Source organism: Algoriphagus sp. oki45 (genome assembly GCF_036245605.1).
Lineage (GTDB): Bacteria > Bacteroidota > Bacteroidia > Cytophagales > Cyclobacteriaceae > Algoriphagus.
This window is the reverse complement of record NZ_BTPC01000001.1, coordinates 920,840-937,787: the sequence shown is the minus strand read 5'-3', so window position 1 is coordinate 937,787 and position 16,948 is coordinate 920,840. Positions and strand designations below refer to the sequence as shown.

Annotated in this window: 17 protein-coding genes; 2 read left to right on the top strand and 15 right to left on the bottom strand. The window is 43.3% G+C overall.

The features are described 5' to 3' along the window. Nucleotides 1–82: 82 nt before the first annotated feature. The 6 genes from AAA942_RS04090 to AAA942_RS04065 all read right to left on the bottom strand — a co-directional run bounded on the left by AAA942_RS04090 (nt 83) and on the right by AAA942_RS04065 (nt 5,555). The gene (locus AAA942_RS04090; RefSeq protein WP_338218960.1) at nt 83–868 is read right to left on the bottom strand and encodes an SDR family oxidoreductase; all 786 of its coding nucleotides are present in this window, start codon (nt 866–868) and stop codon (nt 83–85) included. After that, nucleotides 865–1,368, bottom strand: a complete 504-nt coding sequence (locus tag AAA942_RS04085; protein WP_338218959.1) for a dihydrofolate reductase — start codon at nt 1,366–1,368, stop codon at nt 865–867. The genes AAA942_RS04090 and AAA942_RS04085 overlap by 4 nt, the downstream gene beginning before the upstream one ends. 103 nt (nt 1,369–1,471) lie before the next feature. Next, a complete protein-coding gene (locus tag AAA942_RS04080) occupies nt 1,472–2,314 on the bottom strand; it encodes a DUF4412 domain-containing protein (protein WP_338218958.1) in 843 nt (280 codons plus the stop codon). A 68-nt stretch (nt 2,315–2,382) separates the two neighbouring features. Further along, a complete protein-coding gene (fmt, locus tag AAA942_RS04075; protein ID WP_338218957.1) occupies nt 2,383–3,327 on the bottom strand; it encodes a methionyl-tRNA formyltransferase in 945 nt (314 codons plus the stop codon). Nucleotides 3,328–3,441: 114 nt separating this feature from the next. Next, nucleotides 3,442–4,326, bottom strand: coding sequence for a protein adenylyltransferase Fic (gene fic, locus AAA942_RS20310; RefSeq protein WP_445083318.1), 885 nt, complete (start codon nt 4,324–4,326; stop codon nt 3,442–3,444). A 50-nt stretch (nt 4,327–4,376) separates the two neighbouring features. Then, nucleotides 4,377–5,555 (bottom strand): exo-beta-N-acetylmuramidase NamZ family protein, encoded by a 1,179-nt coding sequence (locus tag AAA942_RS04065; protein WP_338218956.1) that lies wholly within the window; start codon nt 5,553–5,555, stop codon nt 4,377–4,379. Between the two features lie 44 nt (nt 5,556–5,599). On the opposite strand from AAA942_RS04065, the gene AAA942_RS04060 reads away from it, so the two are divergent. After that, nucleotides 5,600–6,817, top strand: a complete 1,218-nt coding sequence (locus tag AAA942_RS04060) for an ABC transporter permease (RefSeq protein WP_338218955.1) — start codon at nt 5,600–5,602, stop codon at nt 6,815–6,817. On the opposite strand, the gene AAA942_RS04055 is transcribed toward AAA942_RS04060, so the two are convergent. Continuing rightward, nucleotides 6,801–7,547, bottom strand: a complete 747-nt coding sequence (locus AAA942_RS04055; protein WP_338218954.1) for a polyprenol monophosphomannose synthase — start codon at nt 7,545–7,547, stop codon at nt 6,801–6,803. The two genes, AAA942_RS04060 and AAA942_RS04055, sit on opposite strands and share 17 nt — an antisense overlap. Before the next feature lie 100 nt (nt 7,548–7,647). On the opposite strand from AAA942_RS04055, the gene AAA942_RS04050 reads away from it, so the two are divergent. Beyond that, entirely contained in the window at nt 7,648–8,529 is an 882-nt protein-coding gene (locus AAA942_RS04050) for an ATP-grasp domain-containing protein (protein ID WP_338218953.1), read from the top strand. A gap of 2 nt (nt 8,530–8,531) precedes the next feature. Here AAA942_RS04050 and AAA942_RS04045 read toward each other — a convergent pair whose 3' ends face one another. The 8 genes from AAA942_RS04045 to AAA942_RS04010 form a co-directional block, all read right to left on the bottom strand. Beyond that, nucleotides 8,532–9,329, bottom strand: coding sequence for a tetratricopeptide repeat protein (locus AAA942_RS04045; protein WP_338218952.1), 798 nt, complete (start codon nt 9,327–9,329; stop codon nt 8,532–8,534). A gap of 86 nt (nt 9,330–9,415) precedes the next feature. Then, nucleotides 9,416–10,510 (bottom strand): bifunctional histidinol-phosphatase/imidazoleglycerol-phosphate dehydratase HisB, encoded by a 1,095-nt coding sequence (hisB, locus tag AAA942_RS04040; RefSeq protein ID WP_338218951.1) that lies wholly within the window; start codon nt 10,508–10,510, stop codon nt 9,416–9,418. 100 nt (nt 10,511–10,610) lie between these two features. Next, complete coding sequence (gene hisC / locus AAA942_RS04035; RefSeq protein WP_338218950.1) at nt 10,611–11,663, bottom strand: histidinol-phosphate transaminase; 1,053 nt, start codon at nt 11,661–11,663, stop codon at nt 10,611–10,613. Beyond that, nucleotides 11,660–12,955: a histidinol dehydrogenase gene (gene hisD, locus AAA942_RS04030; RefSeq protein WP_338218949.1), complete on the bottom strand. Its 1,296-nt coding sequence runs from the start codon at nt 12,953–12,955 to the stop codon at nt 11,660–11,662. The genes hisC and hisD overlap by 4 nt, the downstream gene beginning before the upstream one ends. Before the next feature lie 23 nt (nt 12,956–12,978). Continuing rightward, nucleotides 12,979–13,839, bottom strand: a complete 861-nt coding sequence (gene hisG, locus AAA942_RS04025; protein ID WP_338218948.1) for an ATP phosphoribosyltransferase — start codon at nt 13,837–13,839, stop codon at nt 12,979–12,981. A gap of 248 nt (nt 13,840–14,087) precedes the next feature. Further along, nucleotides 14,088–14,621: a DUF4287 domain-containing protein gene (locus AAA942_RS04020; protein WP_338218947.1), complete on the bottom strand. Its 534-nt coding sequence runs from the start codon at nt 14,619–14,621 to the stop codon at nt 14,088–14,090. A 24-nt stretch (nt 14,622–14,645) separates the two neighbouring features. Next, entirely contained in the window at nt 14,646–15,641 is a 996-nt protein-coding gene (locus AAA942_RS04015; protein ID WP_338218946.1) for an endonuclease/exonuclease/phosphatase family protein, read from the bottom strand. A gap of 76 nt (nt 15,642–15,717) precedes the next feature. Next, nucleotides 15,718–16,863, bottom strand: a complete 1,146-nt coding sequence (locus AAA942_RS04010; RefSeq protein ID WP_338218945.1) for an acyltransferase family protein — start codon at nt 16,861–16,863, stop codon at nt 15,718–15,720. Nucleotides 16,864–16,948: the final 85 nt, after the last annotated feature.

Sequence of the window (16,948 nt, the reverse complement as noted above, 5' to 3'; positions counted from 1 at the left end):
CTTTGTTATTTAGGGTGATGTTTTAATGCTTGATTCTTTTGAGGAGAATAGGTTCTTGGAAAAATTGAGAATGTCTTTTTGATTACCTGACCTTGGCTTTGCGTAGAATTTTTGAGAAAATACCAGGAAAAAATCGCTTGAGGTACACGGCATACTTTTCCTTTCCTCCGATCAGCACTTCTTCTATATTCCTTGAAAGCGCGGAAAAAATCCCTTCGGCGCAGGCTTCAGGGCTCATTCCTTTGGCTTGAGCCTCATCCATTTTTCCCAAAGAAGATCCATCCCCGGTGAGTGCATTTACGGAGACTTGAGTCTTGATAAATCCGGGACAGATAAGCGTCACAGAGATGTTATCCTGATAATGTTCTGCTCTTAAGGTATCAAAAAAACCATGCAACGCATGTTTGGAAGCGGCGTAGGATGAGCGAAAGGGTGAGGCAAACTTCCCGACCAAGGAAGTGACTACTCCAAATTGTCCACCTTTATTCTGGATAAAATGAGGTAGGATCGCCTTAGTCAAGGCTACCGTTCCAAAATAATTGACTTCCATTAGCTTCCGGTCTACATCCAAAGCAGTTTCTCGGATCAACGAGCGCTGACTGATGCCCCCGTTGTGCAGGAGAATATCTACCTTTCCGAAGAAAGAGATGGCTTCCTTTACCTTAGCATCCATTTGGGAGGTTTCCGTCAAGTCTAGTGGGAGAACCCGTATGTTTTCGGGATGCTGGCATTCACTTTTTACCCGCTCCAGTTCTTTTTCCTTTCGGGCCGAAATAATAACATCAAATCCTTTTTTGGAATATACTTTGGCAGTAGCCTCACCAATCCCGGATGAAGCACCTGTAATCCAAATGACCTGTTTACTCATAGCTGGGCTCTTTTTTCATAGGTGACAAAGGAATAGGAGAATTCATTTTTTTCATCTGCGGGGAAGTCTTGTCTTTCTACCTCTTCCCAGTCCGCTAAATGGATTGCAGGGAAAAAGGTATCCCCCTCAGGCTCGGCGTGAACTTCTGTGATTTCAAGTTGGTCACAAAAAGGAAGTGCCTGATTGTATATTTCCCCTCCTCCGATGATAAAAAGCTTTTCGACTTCCAATTTGTTGCAAAAAATAAATGCTTCTTCTAGGTTCGCGAAACTGTAATGTCCCTCAGGAGCCTGAAAGTCAGGGTTTCTTGTAATGATTAAATGGGTTCGATTTGGAAGGGGTTTCCCCAGAGATTCGAAAGTTTTTCTTCCCATCAAGATATGATGACCCGTAGTCAAATTTTTAAATCGTTTAAGGTCTGAGGATAATTTCCAGATCAGCTGATTGTCTCTTCCTATGACCTGATTTTCTGCTACTGCAGCGATGAGGATGATTTTCACGAGGTACTTGATTTAGCTCATGAATTTACCAGTCTTGCGGTTCAAAAAATGCAAAAGGGCAGAAAAACTGCCCTTTTGCCTTAAAAATTTGGTGTGTGCCTTCTTAATTCATGCCTGACATGGCATTGGGATAGGAGGCCATATTGTATTTTTTGGGCGAGCTGGTCTGGATTTCAATTACTTTCATATCAGTAACCTCACCGTTATTGTCAGTAAAGATCATTTCCAAAAATGATCCTTTTGGGGCACTGGAGAAAAAGGATTGGTACTTTTCCACTGTTTTGTTGGAAACCATGGGATTGCTTTGTGGAGAAAACATAGAGAAACCTTCAATTGGCTCCTCAGTCACCCAATAATTTCCCTGTCCGTCTTCGGATTTTACCAGGTATTCTTCGCAGGCATAGCCCAAAATTTCTTTCTTATTTCCGGTTTTGGTGATGGAATAATTCTCCTCTTCCATTTGTTCGTCTGCTTCTTCATCCACCATTTCCTGAATCTGATCATAATCTACCTTCATAGCAATGCTGGTTTTTTGGCCTTCATTATCCATTAGTATGACCATCGCCTGATTCTTTACATCCATTATGGTTGTGGTAATATTTTCAGGTGTTTTGGGGTCAGAGAAGGCCATTCCCATAAAATCCGGGTTGTCACTCAGAAGGTAATTGATTCGGGATGGGGGCTCAGCTTTACCTTTTTTGCTGATTGTAGTGACCTCCATGACCATGTACCCAGTAAAATCATAGGCTGATTCAGTGTCGGCTACTTGCATCATGCCTCCCAAAAGACCTTCCATTGGAGATTTACCCTCTTTTTCGGACTTGGAAGTGGTGGCGCTTTGGGCCGCATTTTGAGCGGCGTTTTGAATTTTCTTAAGAATTTGGCCTTGTACAGGTAGGACAGAAGTAAATCCTGCAATGGTGCAGATTAAAATTAGCTTTTTCATAGTTTTTATTTAAAAATCTATGGCAATGTCTTAAAAATCAGATAAAAAGTAAATAGCTAAAAGAAACTTCACCACTTTAATCCTCTCAGCAACTCTTCGGTTTTCATCCGTTTTTTACCTTCCAGTTGAAGTTCTTTCACTTTCAGACTTCCATCTCCACACTGAAAAGTCAAGTAGCTTTTACCATCGGACTCCCACATTCCCGGTTCTTTGCCAGAAAGGCTTTTTTTTGAGACCTCCGTTTTGAACACCTTACAGATTTTTCCCTGAAACTCGGTCCATGCTGCCGGATAGGGTGATAGCCCCCTGACCAAATTGTGGATGGATTCCGCTGATTGATTCCAATCGATTTTCCCGGTTTCCTTGAATATCTTCGGTGCATGATGAAGGGCCTTTGACTCGTCTTGGGGCAAAGGATTAACATCACCTTTGGAAATGGATTCTACCGTTTTGACCACCAGTTCCGAGCCAATGGTCATCAATTTTTCATAGAGCGAACCCAGATCGTCTTCGGGGAGGATAGCTACTTTTTCCTGAAAAATAATACTTCCGGTATCAATCTCATGCTTGAGGAAAAAGGTAGTGACGCCGGTTTCATTTTCACCGTTGATAATCGCCCAATTGATCGGAGCGGCACCCCGATAATCAGGGAGAAGAGAAGCATGAAGATTGAAAGTCCCCAAGGGTGGCATATTCCATACCGACTCTGGAAGCATCCGGAAGGCAACTACGATCTGAAGGTCAGCTTTCAAGTCTCTTAATTCCTGCTGGAATTCCGGATTTTTGAGATTGGTCGGTTGGAGGATGTGAAGTCCGAGTTGCTCGGCAGCTTGCTTGACTGGGGAACCTACTAGTTTCTGGCCTCTGCCTTGAGGCTTATCTGGAGCTGTAATGACTCCGACCACATTCCATCCAGCTTCGACCAGTTTTTCCAATGCAGGCACAGCGAATTCGGGCGTGCCCATGTAGATGATTCGTAGGTCTTTTTTTGACTTTACTTCTTTATTAGACATTCGGAGTTCGGTGTTGGATCTTGGACTTTGGATTTTCAATAGACCTCAATCCAAATAGTAGTTAATATTAAAATTTATCTGTCTGCTTGGATTCAAATTTTCAGGCAGTCTTTTTCAATCAATTTCCTCATAGTAATAGGAGTAATCAATTCCTTTCATAAACATCTCTCTGCTGTCAATTTCGTCGGTCAGGGCGTTTTCAAGCAGGTTTTTTAAAGGGTTGGAATCGACAGGACTTAGTATCATGGCGCTTATGTATTTTGTTTTTCCGATTTTACTCCAGTCTACACATTTTTTCAGACGTTTTTTCAAAATCAAATCCAGCCAAATGCGTGCGCTTCTGCCGTTACCTTCCATGAAAGGATGGGCCACATTCATTTCTACGTATTTGTCTGTGATTTCATCAAAGGTACGCTCGGGCATCTCATCTATTCGCTTCAAAGTGGCCTCCAGAAACTGCACCATAGCGAATTGGAATCCGCCTTTGGAGATATTCTTTTGTCTGATTTGTCCTGCAAAATCATATAATCCTCCAAACAGATAGGCATGGATTTGCTGTAACCCCTTGGTGGTGCCTACTTCAATGCTATGGATGAATGAACTTCCAAATAGGGCATAGGCTTTTGTTTTGCTTTTGCCGTCTATAGTCTCCTCGCTGTAGGTAAACCATTCGATAAAACGATTGGCTTTTGTTCCTGGAAATGTTTTTCCCAAAGCAATTATCCCATCGTAGTCAAGCATATCGGAAAGTCGCTTTTTTCCATCAGGTGCAAGTAATTTCAACTGGGTAGTATCACTAACCACTTGACTTCCTTCTTTCTTGAGTTTGGATTTCAGGTATTTCCAGTAGTTACGGGTTTTGTTATAATCGTCCTGATTGGTCAGTACCGCAATGATATCCAACACAGAAAACCACCATTTGGAATTCGTCTCATCCCAAAGGGCACGCACTTCCCGGTCGTCAAAAAATCGAATGGATATTTTTTGAGGATTTGTCATGGGGAAATTCGTTAGTTCAGAGATTAGGGTTTATAATTCTGATTTTGAAATCACTTATAAATCAGATACTTTTCTCTTTTCCTTTTGAATTCTTCCAAACCCGCTTTCCAGCTTTCCCGGATTTCTGCTTCTCTTTTTCCTTCCAAAATCTGCTTTTTCAACTCATCTGTGCCAGCAAGGGTATTGAAGAAATTATTGAAAAACTTCTCTTTCATTCCTGATTTCTGATATGCATCAAGAATGTATTTCAAAGTGAATTGATGGTCCAAAGACTCTCCTCGAAGGTCCACACCGTAGCAAATTTTGTCCTGATGAGGAGGCGTTTTGGACATGCCGTCGATACTAACAGGAGTAAAGGTGAAGGTCCCGAATTTGGGATCGGGATAGCCATACATCTGAAATGGATCATAGGTGCCCCGTCCCAAAGACATCACCGTACCCTCAAAAAAGCAGGTGCTAGGATAGAGTTTGATTGCTAAGTCGCTCGGTAAATTCGGAGAAGGCTTCACCGGAAGGCTGTAAGCTTGAGCATGGGTCCAATTGGCAACCGGAATCACTTCCAAGTCCACGGTCAATCCACCTTTGAGCCATTTTTCCCCATTGATCATCTGAGCCAATTCTCCAACAGTGAGTCCGTGGACCACAGGGATAGGGTGCATTCCCACAAAGGATTCAAAGCCTTTTTTCATCATCGGGCCATCGACATAGCCTCCGTTGGGATTAGGTCGGTCAAAGATGATTACCTTTTTTCCCTGCTCTGCACAGGCTTCCATCACGTAGTGCATGGTGCTGATGTAAGTGAAAAAGCGGGTTCCCACGTCCTGAAGGTCAAAAATCACCACGTCTAGATCTTTGATTTGCTCAGCAGATGGCTTTTTATTGTTTCCATATAGGGAAATGATAGGCAGTCCGGTCTTTTGGTCTACGCTGTTGTCTACTTTTTCTCCCGCATCAGCCGTGCCTCGGAATCCATGCTCCGGCACAAATACTTTTTTTACTTCGATTCCATTTTCTAGGAGAAAATCTACCACATGTTTATTGGCTGATTGGGGAAGGATGGAGGTTTGGTTGCCTACCAATCCTACCTTTTTTCCCTGAAGGACGGGAAGGTATACTTGGGATTGCTCAGCTCCTACGAGAACTTGCTGGGCAAAGGTGGTTTGGGTAACAAGGGCTAGAGTAAAAAAGGCCAAAAAACCGATCAGAAGTGAATTTTTCGCTTGCTTCATGCTAATTTGCGGGGAGTTGTGAAAAACAAATTTAACCGAGTCCCTTGAACCTTTCCTATTTCATTGCCAAAAGAATCAGTTTTAAGCAGGCCGGGGGTTTTTCTGGGACCATTCATCGCATTGCAGTCGGCAGTTTAGGTTTGGGTTTAGGAGTGGCCATTCTGGCCTTCATGATTTTGGGCGGGTTTCAAAAGACCGTTTCCGATCGGGTGTATAGTTTTACCGGACACTTTCAGGTGCAGCGCTTTCAGATGAGCAATGCCTTTGAAGAGGCACCTTTTTCTTTTCAGTCAGAATTCACTCAATCTTCAGATCAATTTCCCTTCATTAAGCGAATTCAGTCCTTCGGACATAAAGCAGCCCTGATGAAAGGAGAGGAAGAGGTGGAAGGAATCCTGATGAAAGGGGTAGGGAAGGATTTTGATACACTGGAATTCAAAAAGAATCTGGTCGAAGGACGAATGCTTACCATTCCGGATACTGGAGTCAGCAATGAAGTTATGCTCAGTAAGCTGGTGGCCAATAAGCTGCTCCTTAGTGTTGGAGATCGGGTGACGCTCTATTTTGTGCAGGACCCTCCGCGCTTCAGAAGAGTGGAAGTGGTGGGGATATTTGAGACGTATCTGGAAAATTTCGATGAAAAGATTGTAATCGGGGAGTTACAAACCATCCGGAATCTCAATAGCTGGACCAAGGACCAAGTAGGTGGTCTGGAGATTTTTGTGGATGATGCATTGAAGGCTGATGAATATTTGCCCTTGATAGAAAATAAATTGGATTTTGACTTAAAACTGATTGACAGCCGTGATCGGTTTCTGGAAATTTTTGACTGGCTAAGCCTTCTTGATACCAATGTGGTGGTATTTATCTCTCTGATTGGCTTTGTGGCCATTTTCAATATGGGAGCAATTTTGTTTATCCTGATCATGGAGCGAACTCAGATGATCGGATTGCTGAAGGCCATGGGAGCCCGAAATGCCCAAATTCGGAGAATATTTTTCTGGAATGGGATGAAGATTTTGGGAAGAGGGCTCGTGATTGGAAATGTTATTGGCTTAGGGATCGGCTTTTTGCAGGATACCTTTCGCTTGATTCCACTAGATCCGACCAATTACTATATGAGCTATGTTCCCATTGATTGGAATTGGCCAGTATTTATTCTGTTGAATATTGGGATTGCGATTTTAACTGCTTTGGTACTATGGATTCCCGTTTTGGTGATTTCCAGAGTTGACCCAATTAAGTCTATTCGCTTTGATTGAGGCGATAGGGGGAAAAAATACTTTTGATTTTCATCCAAATCACGCCAAAAACCGCTTCCTTGAAGATTTTTGGGCTCATCTTGGATTCTCCTCTGGTTCGGTCCGTGAAAATGATCGGAACTTCGATCAACTTGAATCCCAGTTTCCAAGCTGTGAACTTCATTTCGATCTGGAAGGCATAGCCAATGAATCTAATTTCGTCCAAATTGATTCCTTTCAAGACACTTTTGTGATAGCACTTAAAACCAGCCGTGGCATCTTTGATAGGAAGACCGGTGATAAATTTGACATATACGCTGGCGAAATAAGACATCAAAACCCTACCTATTGGCCAATTGACCACATTTACTCCAGTGATGTATCGTGATCCAATTGCCAAGTCAAATGATTGGTCTTTAACGGCATCGTAAAGGCGGATAAGGTCATTGGGATTATGGGAAAAATCGCAGTCCATTTCAAAAATGAAATCATAGCCTTTTTCCAAGGCCCATTTGAAGCCAGTGATGTAGGCGGTGCCCAAGCCTAGCTTTCCTTTTCTTTCTAAAAGGTGAAGTCTGTTTGAAAAGTCTTGTTGAAGATTTTTTACCACACTTGCGGTTCCGTCAGGAGATCCATCGTCAATGATCAGGAGTTCAAATTCTCCCTCAAGTCCCATTACAGCAAGCACCATTTCCCGGATATTCTCCAGTTCATTGTAGGTGGGAATGATGACGAGTTTTCGGTGGTTCATAGTGCTTCAAAGCTCAAAAGTAAGAGTTCACGTGGATTTTTTGAGGAGTGGTCAGCCTGAATCTTGGAGATCGTCTAGTTTTGCGGCAAAAATTACCCTAATGAATCCCCATATTGCCATAGTCAGCTATTTTTCTACAGGTGCATACGACGCCAATACTATTGATGAAGACCAACTTCTTTCTCAAGTTTTGAAGGAATTAGGGCTTTCTCATCAAATCGTCGCTTGGTCTGACCCTGAAGTGAATTGGTCCAATTTTTCCCATTTATTGATCAAATCTGTCTGGGATTACTTTGATTATTATCCCGAATTTTTGGCTTGGATGGATCAAATACAGGCTTTAGGCCTTCAGGTATTGAATGATTTGGATTTGATTCGTTGGAATTCTGATAAAAGATATCTTTTGGAGATCGAGTCAAAAGGCTTTCCTACTATAGCGGGTGTTTTGTTGGAAAAAGGCTCCACCCCAGATTTGGACCGGATTCTTCAAAAAATAAAGTCGGATACCTTGGTCATCAAACCAGTGGTGAGTGGAGGGGCAAAAAACACCCTTAAAATCCCTGTAAATCGATGGGATGATTTTAAGGAAAAGGTGGCTCAGCTTCTCGAAATGGAGGACTTTTTAGCTCAGCCATTTGTCAAAGAAGTAGCTGAGGTCGGAGAGTATTCTTTACTATTCTTCAATGGTTCTTTTTCCCATGCGGTATTGAAAACTCCGGCTAAAGAAGATTTTCGGGTACAGCATTACTTTGGGGGGACGATTCAGGTAATTCAGCCGGGGCCTGAATTGCTTGTTCCCGCCCAGCGACTGATGAATGAATTTGGAAAAGGCACACTCTATGGAAGAGTTGATGGAGTCTTAATTGACGGGGTATTTCATCTGATGGAACTGGAACTGATCGAGCCTTATCTGTTTCTTGGCCTGACTGAGAATGCCTTGCCAAACTATAAAAAAGCAGTCAGCGAGCGACTATTAAGTTAAACTCAGGAGCAAAACTCTTCCATCTTATTCAGGGCATAGTCGCTTCCTTTCTCTGCTGCTTCTTTGATCAGTTGGCATCCTTCGGGATTGCCCATTCGAGCCATGCAAATGCCCTTTTTGCCTAAGGCCTCGATATGGTCAGGACGGTTTTTGAGTACAAAGTCAAAATCCTCTAAAGCCCATGGCAAATAACCGATCTTGAGCAAAGCAAAACCCCGGTTATATCGTGCAGTAATGTTGTCAGGTTCCTTCTTCAAATAGGTGTTGAAGGAGGCGGCTGCTCCATAGATGTCACCTCGACCTGCTCTTGCCATTCCCATATAGTAGTAGGTTTCTGCAAAGTCCGGATTCATAGTTTGGGCCAGTTTAAGGAAATTTTCGGCCCTCTCCCAGTTTTTGACCATCAGCTGGGACCTGCCTGCTAAGTAAAGGATTTCAAAATCCTCTGGGTCTAAACTTGAAGCTTTGAGTATAGGGAGCTCTGCTTGTCTATAGTATTCTTTTTCGAAAAGGATTTTTCCGATCCCTGCATGAGCCTGAGCATAAGCTGGATCGATGGAAATAATCGTTTCGTAGTCTGCAATGGCTTCTTTGGTTTTTCCCAATTCCTCATAACACCTAGCTCGGATATGAATGGATTTGATTTCGTTGACATGGAGGAATAGCCTACGATTGATGGCCTCAATTGCTCTTTCATATTGACCGCTTTGGTACAAGGCCTCAATCTCGGCAGGGTCGGCACTGCAGGAGACCAGTAAAAGTATAGCCAAACCCGTAAGAATATGATGAAGTCGTTTCATAACGAAATAAACAAAAACAATTTCAAAAATGGAATAAAAAATTTCTTAAAAGACACAAAAAAAGCTGCCTTGGCAGCTTTTCTTTTTCATAGAACTCCTTTGGTACTTGGGAGTTGGTTGATATTTCTTGGATCCCGCATTACGGCCATTTTGATAGCTCGTGCGAGACCTTTGAAGGTAGCCTCGATCTTGTGATGTTCATTGTCTCCCTCCACTTTGATATTCAGATTGCACTTTGCTGTGTCGGAGAAGGATTTGAAAAAGTGGAAAAAGAGCTCCGTGGGCATATCTCCGACTTTTTCGCGGGTATACTTGGCATCCCAGACAATCCAGGGGCGTCCTCCGAAATCAATAGCTACCTGTGCCAAAGCATCGTCCATTGGAAGCATAAATCCATAGCGGTAAATGCCTTTTTTATCTCCCAAAGCCTTTAGATAGGCTTCACCTAAAGCCAAAGCCGTGTCTTCAATCGTATGATGCTCATCAATGTGTAGATCCCCTTTCACCTTGATTTCCAGGTCAGTACTTCCATGCTTGCCCAATTGCTCCAGCATGTGATCGAAGAAATGCAAGCCTGTGGAAATGTCGCATTTTCCACTTCCGTCAAGGTTCAATTTGATGTAGATGTCTGTTTCAGAGGTGGTTCTTTTGACTTCTGCCTGTCGAGGAGGCATTTTCAGGAAAGAATAGATCTCATCCCAGTCTTTGGTGGAAAGTGCGGCATCGGGATTTGGATCTCCGATAAAGATGGCTTTGGCTCCCAAATTTTGCGCAAGCTGCACATCGGTAAACCGATCCCCTATCACGTATGAATTAGCTAAATCATATTCATCGTTAAAGTATTCGGTCAAAAGCCCCGTACGTGGTTTGCGGGTAGGAGCATTTTCATGCTCAAATGTCCGGTCCACGTGAATAGCCTTGAAAAAGACATTTTCCTGTTCCAGAGTCTTGAGCATTTTGTATTGTGCCGGCCAGAAGTCTTTTTCAGGAAAAGAATCCGTACCCAAACCGTCCTGATTGGTAACCAAGACGAGTTCGTAGTCTGTTTCTTCTGCAATTTTCCGAAGGTTGGAAATAGCTTTCGGGAGGAATTCCAGCTTTTCTAGGCTGTCTACCTGAAAGTCCGTGGGTGGTTCTTTGATAATGGTTCCATCCCGATCTATAAATAATACTCTTTTCATTTTTGATTTTGGAATTACGATTTACGAGCTGAAGTATCAATTTTGGCCTTTATTGCTCGATTTAAGTTTTTCAAAACAGGTTGGATTTCAAACTTCCAATTCACGAACACACCTTTTGGAATGCTTCCAAAAACGCTTCATTTTCAGCCCTTGTACCCACAGTGATGCGTAGACAATCCTCGCAAAGCAAAACCTTGGCGCGGTTTCTCACAATGATTTTTTCCTTAATCAGATCATCATAAACCTTGTTGGCTTCTGGTACTTGAACCAAGAGAAAGTTAGCATGACTGGGATGGATCTTCTGCACAAAAGGCAGCTTTTCCAATTGATTCTGAAGAAGACCCCTCTCGGAAAGAATTTCCTTTATCATCCGGTCGACTTTTACCTTGTCTTGGATTGCGGCCAATACCGTCTCCTGCGTCAAGCCGGAAATATTGTAAGGCGGCTTGATTTTATTCAAAATCCGAATCAACTCCTCACTGCCAAATGCCATTCCCAGTCTGAGAGAAGCCAATCCCCAAGCTTTGGAGAAGGTCTGCATTACCAATAGATTGGGAAATCGATCAAGTTCTGTGGTGAAGCTCGGCTCATCGCTGAAGTCGATATATGCTTCATCTACTACCACAAGTCCCGGAAATTTTTCCAGAAGAAACAGGATGTCCTCCCGCTTCATTTTGTTTGCAGAGGGATTATTGGGGGAGCAGATAAAAAGGATTTTAGAGTGATCATCCGCAGCTGCCAGGATTTTATCCGGCTGAAGTTGGAAGTCTGTGGTTAGTGAAACCTTGCGGATTTCCACATCATTGATATTTGCACTCACTTCATACATCCCATAGGTGGGAGGCAGAAGGATGACATTATCCTTACCAGGATTGCAAAAGGCTCGATACAACAAATCAATAGCCTCATCCGAACCATTTCCCAAAAAGATCTGAGTTGGTCTTACTCCTTTGATTTTAGCTATTTCCTCCTTTAGCGCACTTTGGTAAGGGTCAGGATAGCGGTTATAATCGGCTAAAGTGATCGAACCAAAAGGATTTTCATTGGCATCAAGGAAGATACCTTCCTTTCCGGTGTACTCGTCTCTAGCTGAAGTATAAGGCTGAAGTCGAAGGATATGCGCTCTCAATAATGAGTTTAGATCGAAGCTCATTTTTTGTTTTCTTTCAGGTAGTTAAGTCTTACAGTAACTGCATTTTTGTGCGCGTCAAGCTGTTCATTGGCTGCCATGATTTCAACAGCTGGACCCAGCAGTTTCAATCCTTCGGGGGTGATCTTTTGGTAGGTCATTTTTTTCACAAAGCTATCCAGAGATACCCCGCTGTAGTTTCTTGCATATCCGTAGGTTGGCAGAGTGTGATTGGTGCCCGAAGCATAATCACCAGCTGACTCAGGAGTGTAATTGCCAATAAATACCGATCCAGCATTGTAAATCGCATTAACTGTTTCTTCCTCGTTTTCCACGGCGATGATCAGGTGCTCAGGGGCATAGTCATTGATCAGATCAATGGCAGCTGAGGAATCTTCCATTACCACAGCTGTGGAGTTTTGGAGGGCTTTGAAGGCAATGTCCTTTCGGGAAAGTTCTTCGAGCTGGGTATTGATTTCTTTGAGGACCTTTTTGGCAAACTTCTCCGAAGGTGTCACCAAGACCACTTGAGAATCCACTCCATGCTCGGCCTGAGAAAGTAAGTCGGAGGCTACAAATGCCGGCACGGCAGATTCATCCGCATAGACCAAAACCTCAGAAGGTCCCGCAGGCATGTCAATAGCTACCCCATATTTAGTGGCTAGTTGCTTGGCACCGGTAACGTATTGATTTCCTGGACCGAATATTTTATCCACTTTAGGCACGGAATTGGTGCCAAAGGTGAACGCCGCCACTGCCTGGGCTCCTCCCACTTTGATGATTTTGGTAATGCCAATCCGATTTGCAGTATATAGAATAGCAGGATGGATTTTTCCTTCCCGATTTGGTGGGGTGCAGAGCACAATTTCCTTGCATCCCGCAAGTTTGGCTGGGACTCCAAGCATCAATACGGTACTGAAAAGGGGAGCAGTGCCACCCGGTACATATAATCCTACCCGCTGAATTGGCACGCTTTTTCTTTTGCAGGTTACACCGGGCATGACTTCCAGAATCAATTCCTCACTTGCTTGGGCCGCATGAAATTTCTCAATATTGGTTTGGGCGGTATGGATCGCCTCTTTCAAATCTTTGCTGACTAAGGCTGTGGCCGCTTCGATTTCCGCAGGAGTGACTACAAGCTGATCCAAACTTACATGATCATATTCCTGGGCAAATTTGAACAGCGCCTTATCGCCTGTACGTTCTACCTTTTTGAGGATGGGCTTGACGATTTTATTGATCTCTTTGCTTTTCTGTACAGGTCTAGCCAGTTGCTTTGTCCACTTGTCCGGGCTAGGATTGACCAAAAGTTTCATAAGATTCTTGTTTAGCTTTCTTCTTAAATGACCATTTTTTCGATTGGAACTACCAATATTCCTTCAGCACCTGCTGCGCGGAGTTCTTCAATATTTTCCCAAAACTGATCCTCACTCAATACAGAATGCACGGAGGACCATCCCTCTTGGGCTAAAGGGAGAATTGTAGGGCTTCTCATCCCAGGGATCAATTCGATCACTCTTGAAATGGATGCGTTGGGCACATTCATGAGGACGTATTTATTGCTTTTCCCTTTTTGGACAGCATTGATCCGGAAAAGCAATTTGTCCACTATGGCTTTTTTCCAATCGGCCATATCATGATTTCCGATCAATACCGCTTCGGATTTGAAAATCTCTTCCACTTCCTTCAGCCCGTTCATCAGCAAGGTAGAACCTGAACTCACGATGTCACAGATTCCCTCAGCCAGGCCAATGCTTGGAGCGATCTCTACTGAACCACTGATTTCGTGGATTTCAGCCTCAATTTGATGGGATTTGAGATAATCGTCGAGGATTTTGGGATAGGATGTCGCAATGCTTTTTCCTTGGAAATAGTGAATTCCTGGATATTCTTGGCCTTTCGGAATGGCCAAGGAAAGACGGCATTTGGAAAATCCCAGCTTTTTGAGCGTGAGGACATCTTTGTCTTTTTCGACGAGTTCATTTTCACCGACTATTCCCAGGTCTGCCACGCCGTCTGCCACATAGCCAGGAATGTCATCGTCTCTGAGAAAAAGGAATTCGACCGGAAAATTGGTTGCGGTAGATTTCAGCTTTCCGGTTCCGTTGTAAAATTTGATTCCACACTCTTTGATCAGGCTGAGTGAGTCATCGGATAATCGGCCGCTTTTCTGCACGGCAATGCGGATTATTTGTTCCATGGGGACAAGTTACGCTAGTAAAGTTTTTGATTTAATAAAATTTGGTGAATGGCCGAATCCCTGTCATCGGCACCACCGGGTCTGGGTGTAAATGTATTCCTCTCAAGAGGAATGATGGAAATGATGCAGCATGGGGGCATGCTGTGAAGTCGCAAAAAATTCAATATTTCTATTGGTGTTTTCCATTATCGATGGCAAAGTTAATCTGAGAATCAGAACTAGCAAACAGATGAATTGTTTTTTGGGATTTATCCTGCGGCAGTATAGGCCTTTTTCAGCCAATCAATTACCTCTCCAGTGATTTGTTCTTCGTGGTTGATGGTGACTTTGTGACTGCACATGGCATTGGATTTGGTTTCTGCTTCCAATATTCCCTCTGGGGATTGTCCTTTGAGATTAATTCCGATTTCGAAGCGTGTTTTGGAAGCTGGGATCAGCATGGCAAATTGCTTCTTGCGTTTGACGCTGACATAGGCGTTTTTGGGAGCGAATTCCACGTCCTTTCCAAATGACTCGATTTCGGCTTTCAGCTTTTCAAAAACGGGCCAGAAGTGTTCTTTACCCATGTATTGCTTTTTGACAAGATCATTGGAGTCCTCTGCAGATCCCGCATCCGATTTTAAGGCTTTGTGAGCTACCAGATTGGCATAGCCATGGGTAAATCCATGCTCGGTCTTCAGAAATTTGAGGATTTCTCCGTGCTTTCCTAGGTTTTGTTTCTGAACGATTGCAATCCATTCTTCCAGGGATTTTCCTGTATTTTTTTGCAAGTTGTCAATCATAGTTTGGGCGGCTGGGTCCATGGTCTAGGGAAAATTTAGGGTGGAAACAATTGGAAAATGATCAGAGACATCAAGAAGCTGGGAGCGAATAGCCTGAATCACAGTATCGGATTTTTCCAAATAAGGATTCCAGACTTTTCCCTCCACGACCTGAATCTGTCTGCTGACCAGAATGTGGTCTATGAGCACATTGAATTGGTCCTTGGTGATTTTGTCGGTGAAGCGAGAGGAGTTGGGAGTCCATCCATGGGCATTTAGATTGGGTTTGGGAAGGACGGGTTTTAGTATCCATTCCGGCTTCCAAAGGTCCCCGAGTAAGATTTCCACTGCACTTTTGGAGAATCGATTTTCGTAAAAGTCCAGCTCAAACCCGTCGTTGATATCTCCCATAACAATTACAGGGTGATTTTTTTCCAAGTATTCGTCACATCTCTGTCGAATGTGGGCACATTCGGCAAAGAGCCTGAGTCTATCCCGCTGGGATAGTTTTTCATATCGGGCGAAGTCCACCTTGTCAAATATTCCTTTGGATTTGGTATGGGCAATGATGATCCGCGTGAGAAATCTGTTTTGGGTATCCAACAGACTCAATTCCAAAGGGGGACGATAATGTTTGTATTGCTCTTTTATCAGCCTGTCTGTTGTATCCATCAAGAAGGGCTGATCAAACCGTTTGTCTTCTGCTGTTTCGGGGGTGAAAACCGCTTGGACTTTGTCTGGCTTGTATATGGCACACAGCTCTTGCTGACCTGGAGAAGGAAAACCATGCACGCCTTTAAAGACTTTGTCCGGAATAAACTCTTGAGTCCAAGCCTCCAGCTGAGCTGATGCGGTTTTGGTGCCGTTGACTAGTGTATTCGGCCCTTCTACAATTCCCAAAAAGTCAGGATCGATCGCCTGAATAATTTGGGCAAGATGTTTACTTCGGTCCCCTTCTTTACCGGTGGTTTTTGGAGATCCATCCGAATCGAATAGATCTCTCATCCAAGCAATGTTGTAGACTCCAATTTTGAGTTGCATCCAGGAAAAGTTTAGGTTTACAATTCTTCAATTTACAAATAAGTCTGCCATCAGTCAGGGAATCAAGGGGAGAATCCTAGACTTTGATGTAAATCTTGCGCTTGTCCATGGCATATCCAATCACCCAAATCAATAACATATAGGAGATTGCAAAGAGGAAGGATGCATTTTTGGGACTCAACCACGAAGTATAAAAATTTTCGTAAATCCATCCTTGAAGTGAACTTTCTCCCACGGGAATCATGGAAAAGATAGAAATGACCACGCCGGAAAGTACATAGAGAATCAACGGATTTCTTCCAAATGCCTGGAAGAAGTACGTCCAACCGGACCATTTTCTGATTTCCACAACAAAAACCAAGAAGCCCAAAAGAATCAGATCCCAACCCACGGTTAAGAGGACATATGGACTAGTCCAGATTTTCTTGTTGATCGGAAAGAAGATGTCCCAAAAGTAGCTTACCGCGATGCTGACTACACCCAAAATGACGAGGAAACGCACGGTTTTCAGTGTATTTCCATTTTTCTGAATGAATTTACCTACCAAAAAGCCTGCAATCACGTTGACCGATGAGGTGAGCGTACTGAGAATTCCTTCCGGGTCAAAAGGAATTCCTTCTCCCATATACATTCTCTTTTCTCCGATCAGTGCAAGGTCCAGCTTAATTTGTGCATTGCCTGTAAGGCTGTAAGGGTCTCCTGCATCCCCAAAGAAATACATGATCGGCCAATAAAGAATCAGAGCCGCGCCAGAAAAAATCCATCCTAATTTTTCTCCTCCCCAATAGAGGATTAAAGCGGCAAGTAGATAACAAAACGCAATTCTCTGCAATACTCCAACCAACCGAACTTCTGAAAGATCGATAAAGACAATTTCTTCTGCTTCATTGTAATCAAAGAAAGGGAAGGCATTGAGCAACCATCCTATCAGGAAGATAAGAAAAGCCCGCTTGAAGACCTTTTTGTAAAACTGACCGGGACTCATGTCCTTAAGCTTTTTTAAGGCGAAACTCATCGCATTACCAACTACAAATAAGAAAGTCGGAAACACCAAGTCGGTGGGGGTGAATCCATGCCAATCTGCATGTGCTAGAGGTCCATATAGATTTCCCCAGTCTCCGGGCGTATTGACGATAATCATAAAAGCAATGGTCATGCCTCGCAGTACATCCAGGGCGAGGTATCGGTTGCTAAGGATTTTGGATCGGTGGTCGATGGTCATTGGTTGGGTTAATTGAAATGTGATTTTAAGTTAATTTTTCTTCTGAAAAATTTATCGAATTGCAAATCGAAATTTGATTTTGGTC

Bases quoted from the DNA above. Each gene is read 5' to 3' on its own strand.
- hisG (WP_338218948.1), bottom strand. From the start codon at position 13,839: ATGGAACAAATAATCCGCATTGCCGTGCAGAAAAGCGGCCGATTATCC.
- hisD (WP_338218949.1), bottom strand. From the start codon at position 12,955: ATGAAACTTTTGGTCAATCCTAGCCCGGACAAGTGGACAAAGCAACTG.
- AAA942_RS04050 (WP_338218953.1), top strand. From the start codon at position 7,648: ATGAATCCCCATATTGCCATAGTCAGCTATTTTTCTACAGGTGCATAC.
- AAA942_RS04020 (WP_338218947.1), bottom strand. From the start codon at position 14,621: ATGATTGACAACTTGCAAAAAAATACAGGAAAATCCCTGGAAGAATGG.
- AAA942_RS04065 (WP_338218956.1), bottom strand. From the start codon at position 5,555: ATGAAGCAAGCGAAAAATTCACTTCTGATCGGTTTTTTGGCCTTTTTT.
- AAA942_RS04015 (WP_338218946.1), bottom strand. From the start codon at position 15,641: ATGCAACTCAAAATTGGAGTCTACAACATTGCTTGGATGAGAGATCTA.
- hisB (WP_338218951.1), bottom strand. From the start codon at position 10,510: ATGAAAAGAGTATTATTTATAGATCGGGATGGAACCATTATCAAAGAA.
- hisC (WP_338218950.1), bottom strand. From the start codon at position 11,663: ATGAGCTTCGATCTAAACTCATTATTGAGAGCGCATATCCTTCGACTT.
- AAA942_RS04045 (WP_338218952.1), bottom strand. From the start codon at position 9,329: ATGAAACGACTTCATCATATTCTTACGGGTTTGGCTATACTTTTACTG.
- AAA942_RS04080 (WP_338218958.1), bottom strand. From the start codon at position 2,314: ATGAAAAAGCTAATTTTAATCTGCACCATTGCAGGATTTACTTCTGTC.
- fic (WP_445083318.1), bottom strand. From the start codon at position 4,326: ATGACAAATCCTCAAAAAATATCCATTCGATTTTTTGACGACCGGGAA.
- AAA942_RS04090 (WP_338218960.1), bottom strand. From the start codon at position 868: ATGAGTAAACAGGTCATTTGGATTACAGGTGCTTCATCCGGGATTGGT.
- AAA942_RS04055 (WP_338218954.1), bottom strand. From the start codon at position 7,547: ATGAACCACCGAAAACTCGTCATCATTCCCACCTACAATGAACTGGAG.
- fmt (WP_338218957.1), bottom strand. From the start codon at position 3,327: ATGTCTAATAAAGAAGTAAAGTCAAAAAAAGACCTACGAATCATCTAC.
- AAA942_RS04010 (WP_338218945.1), bottom strand. From the start codon at position 16,863: ATGACCATCGACCACCGATCCAAAATCCTTAGCAACCGATACCTCGCC.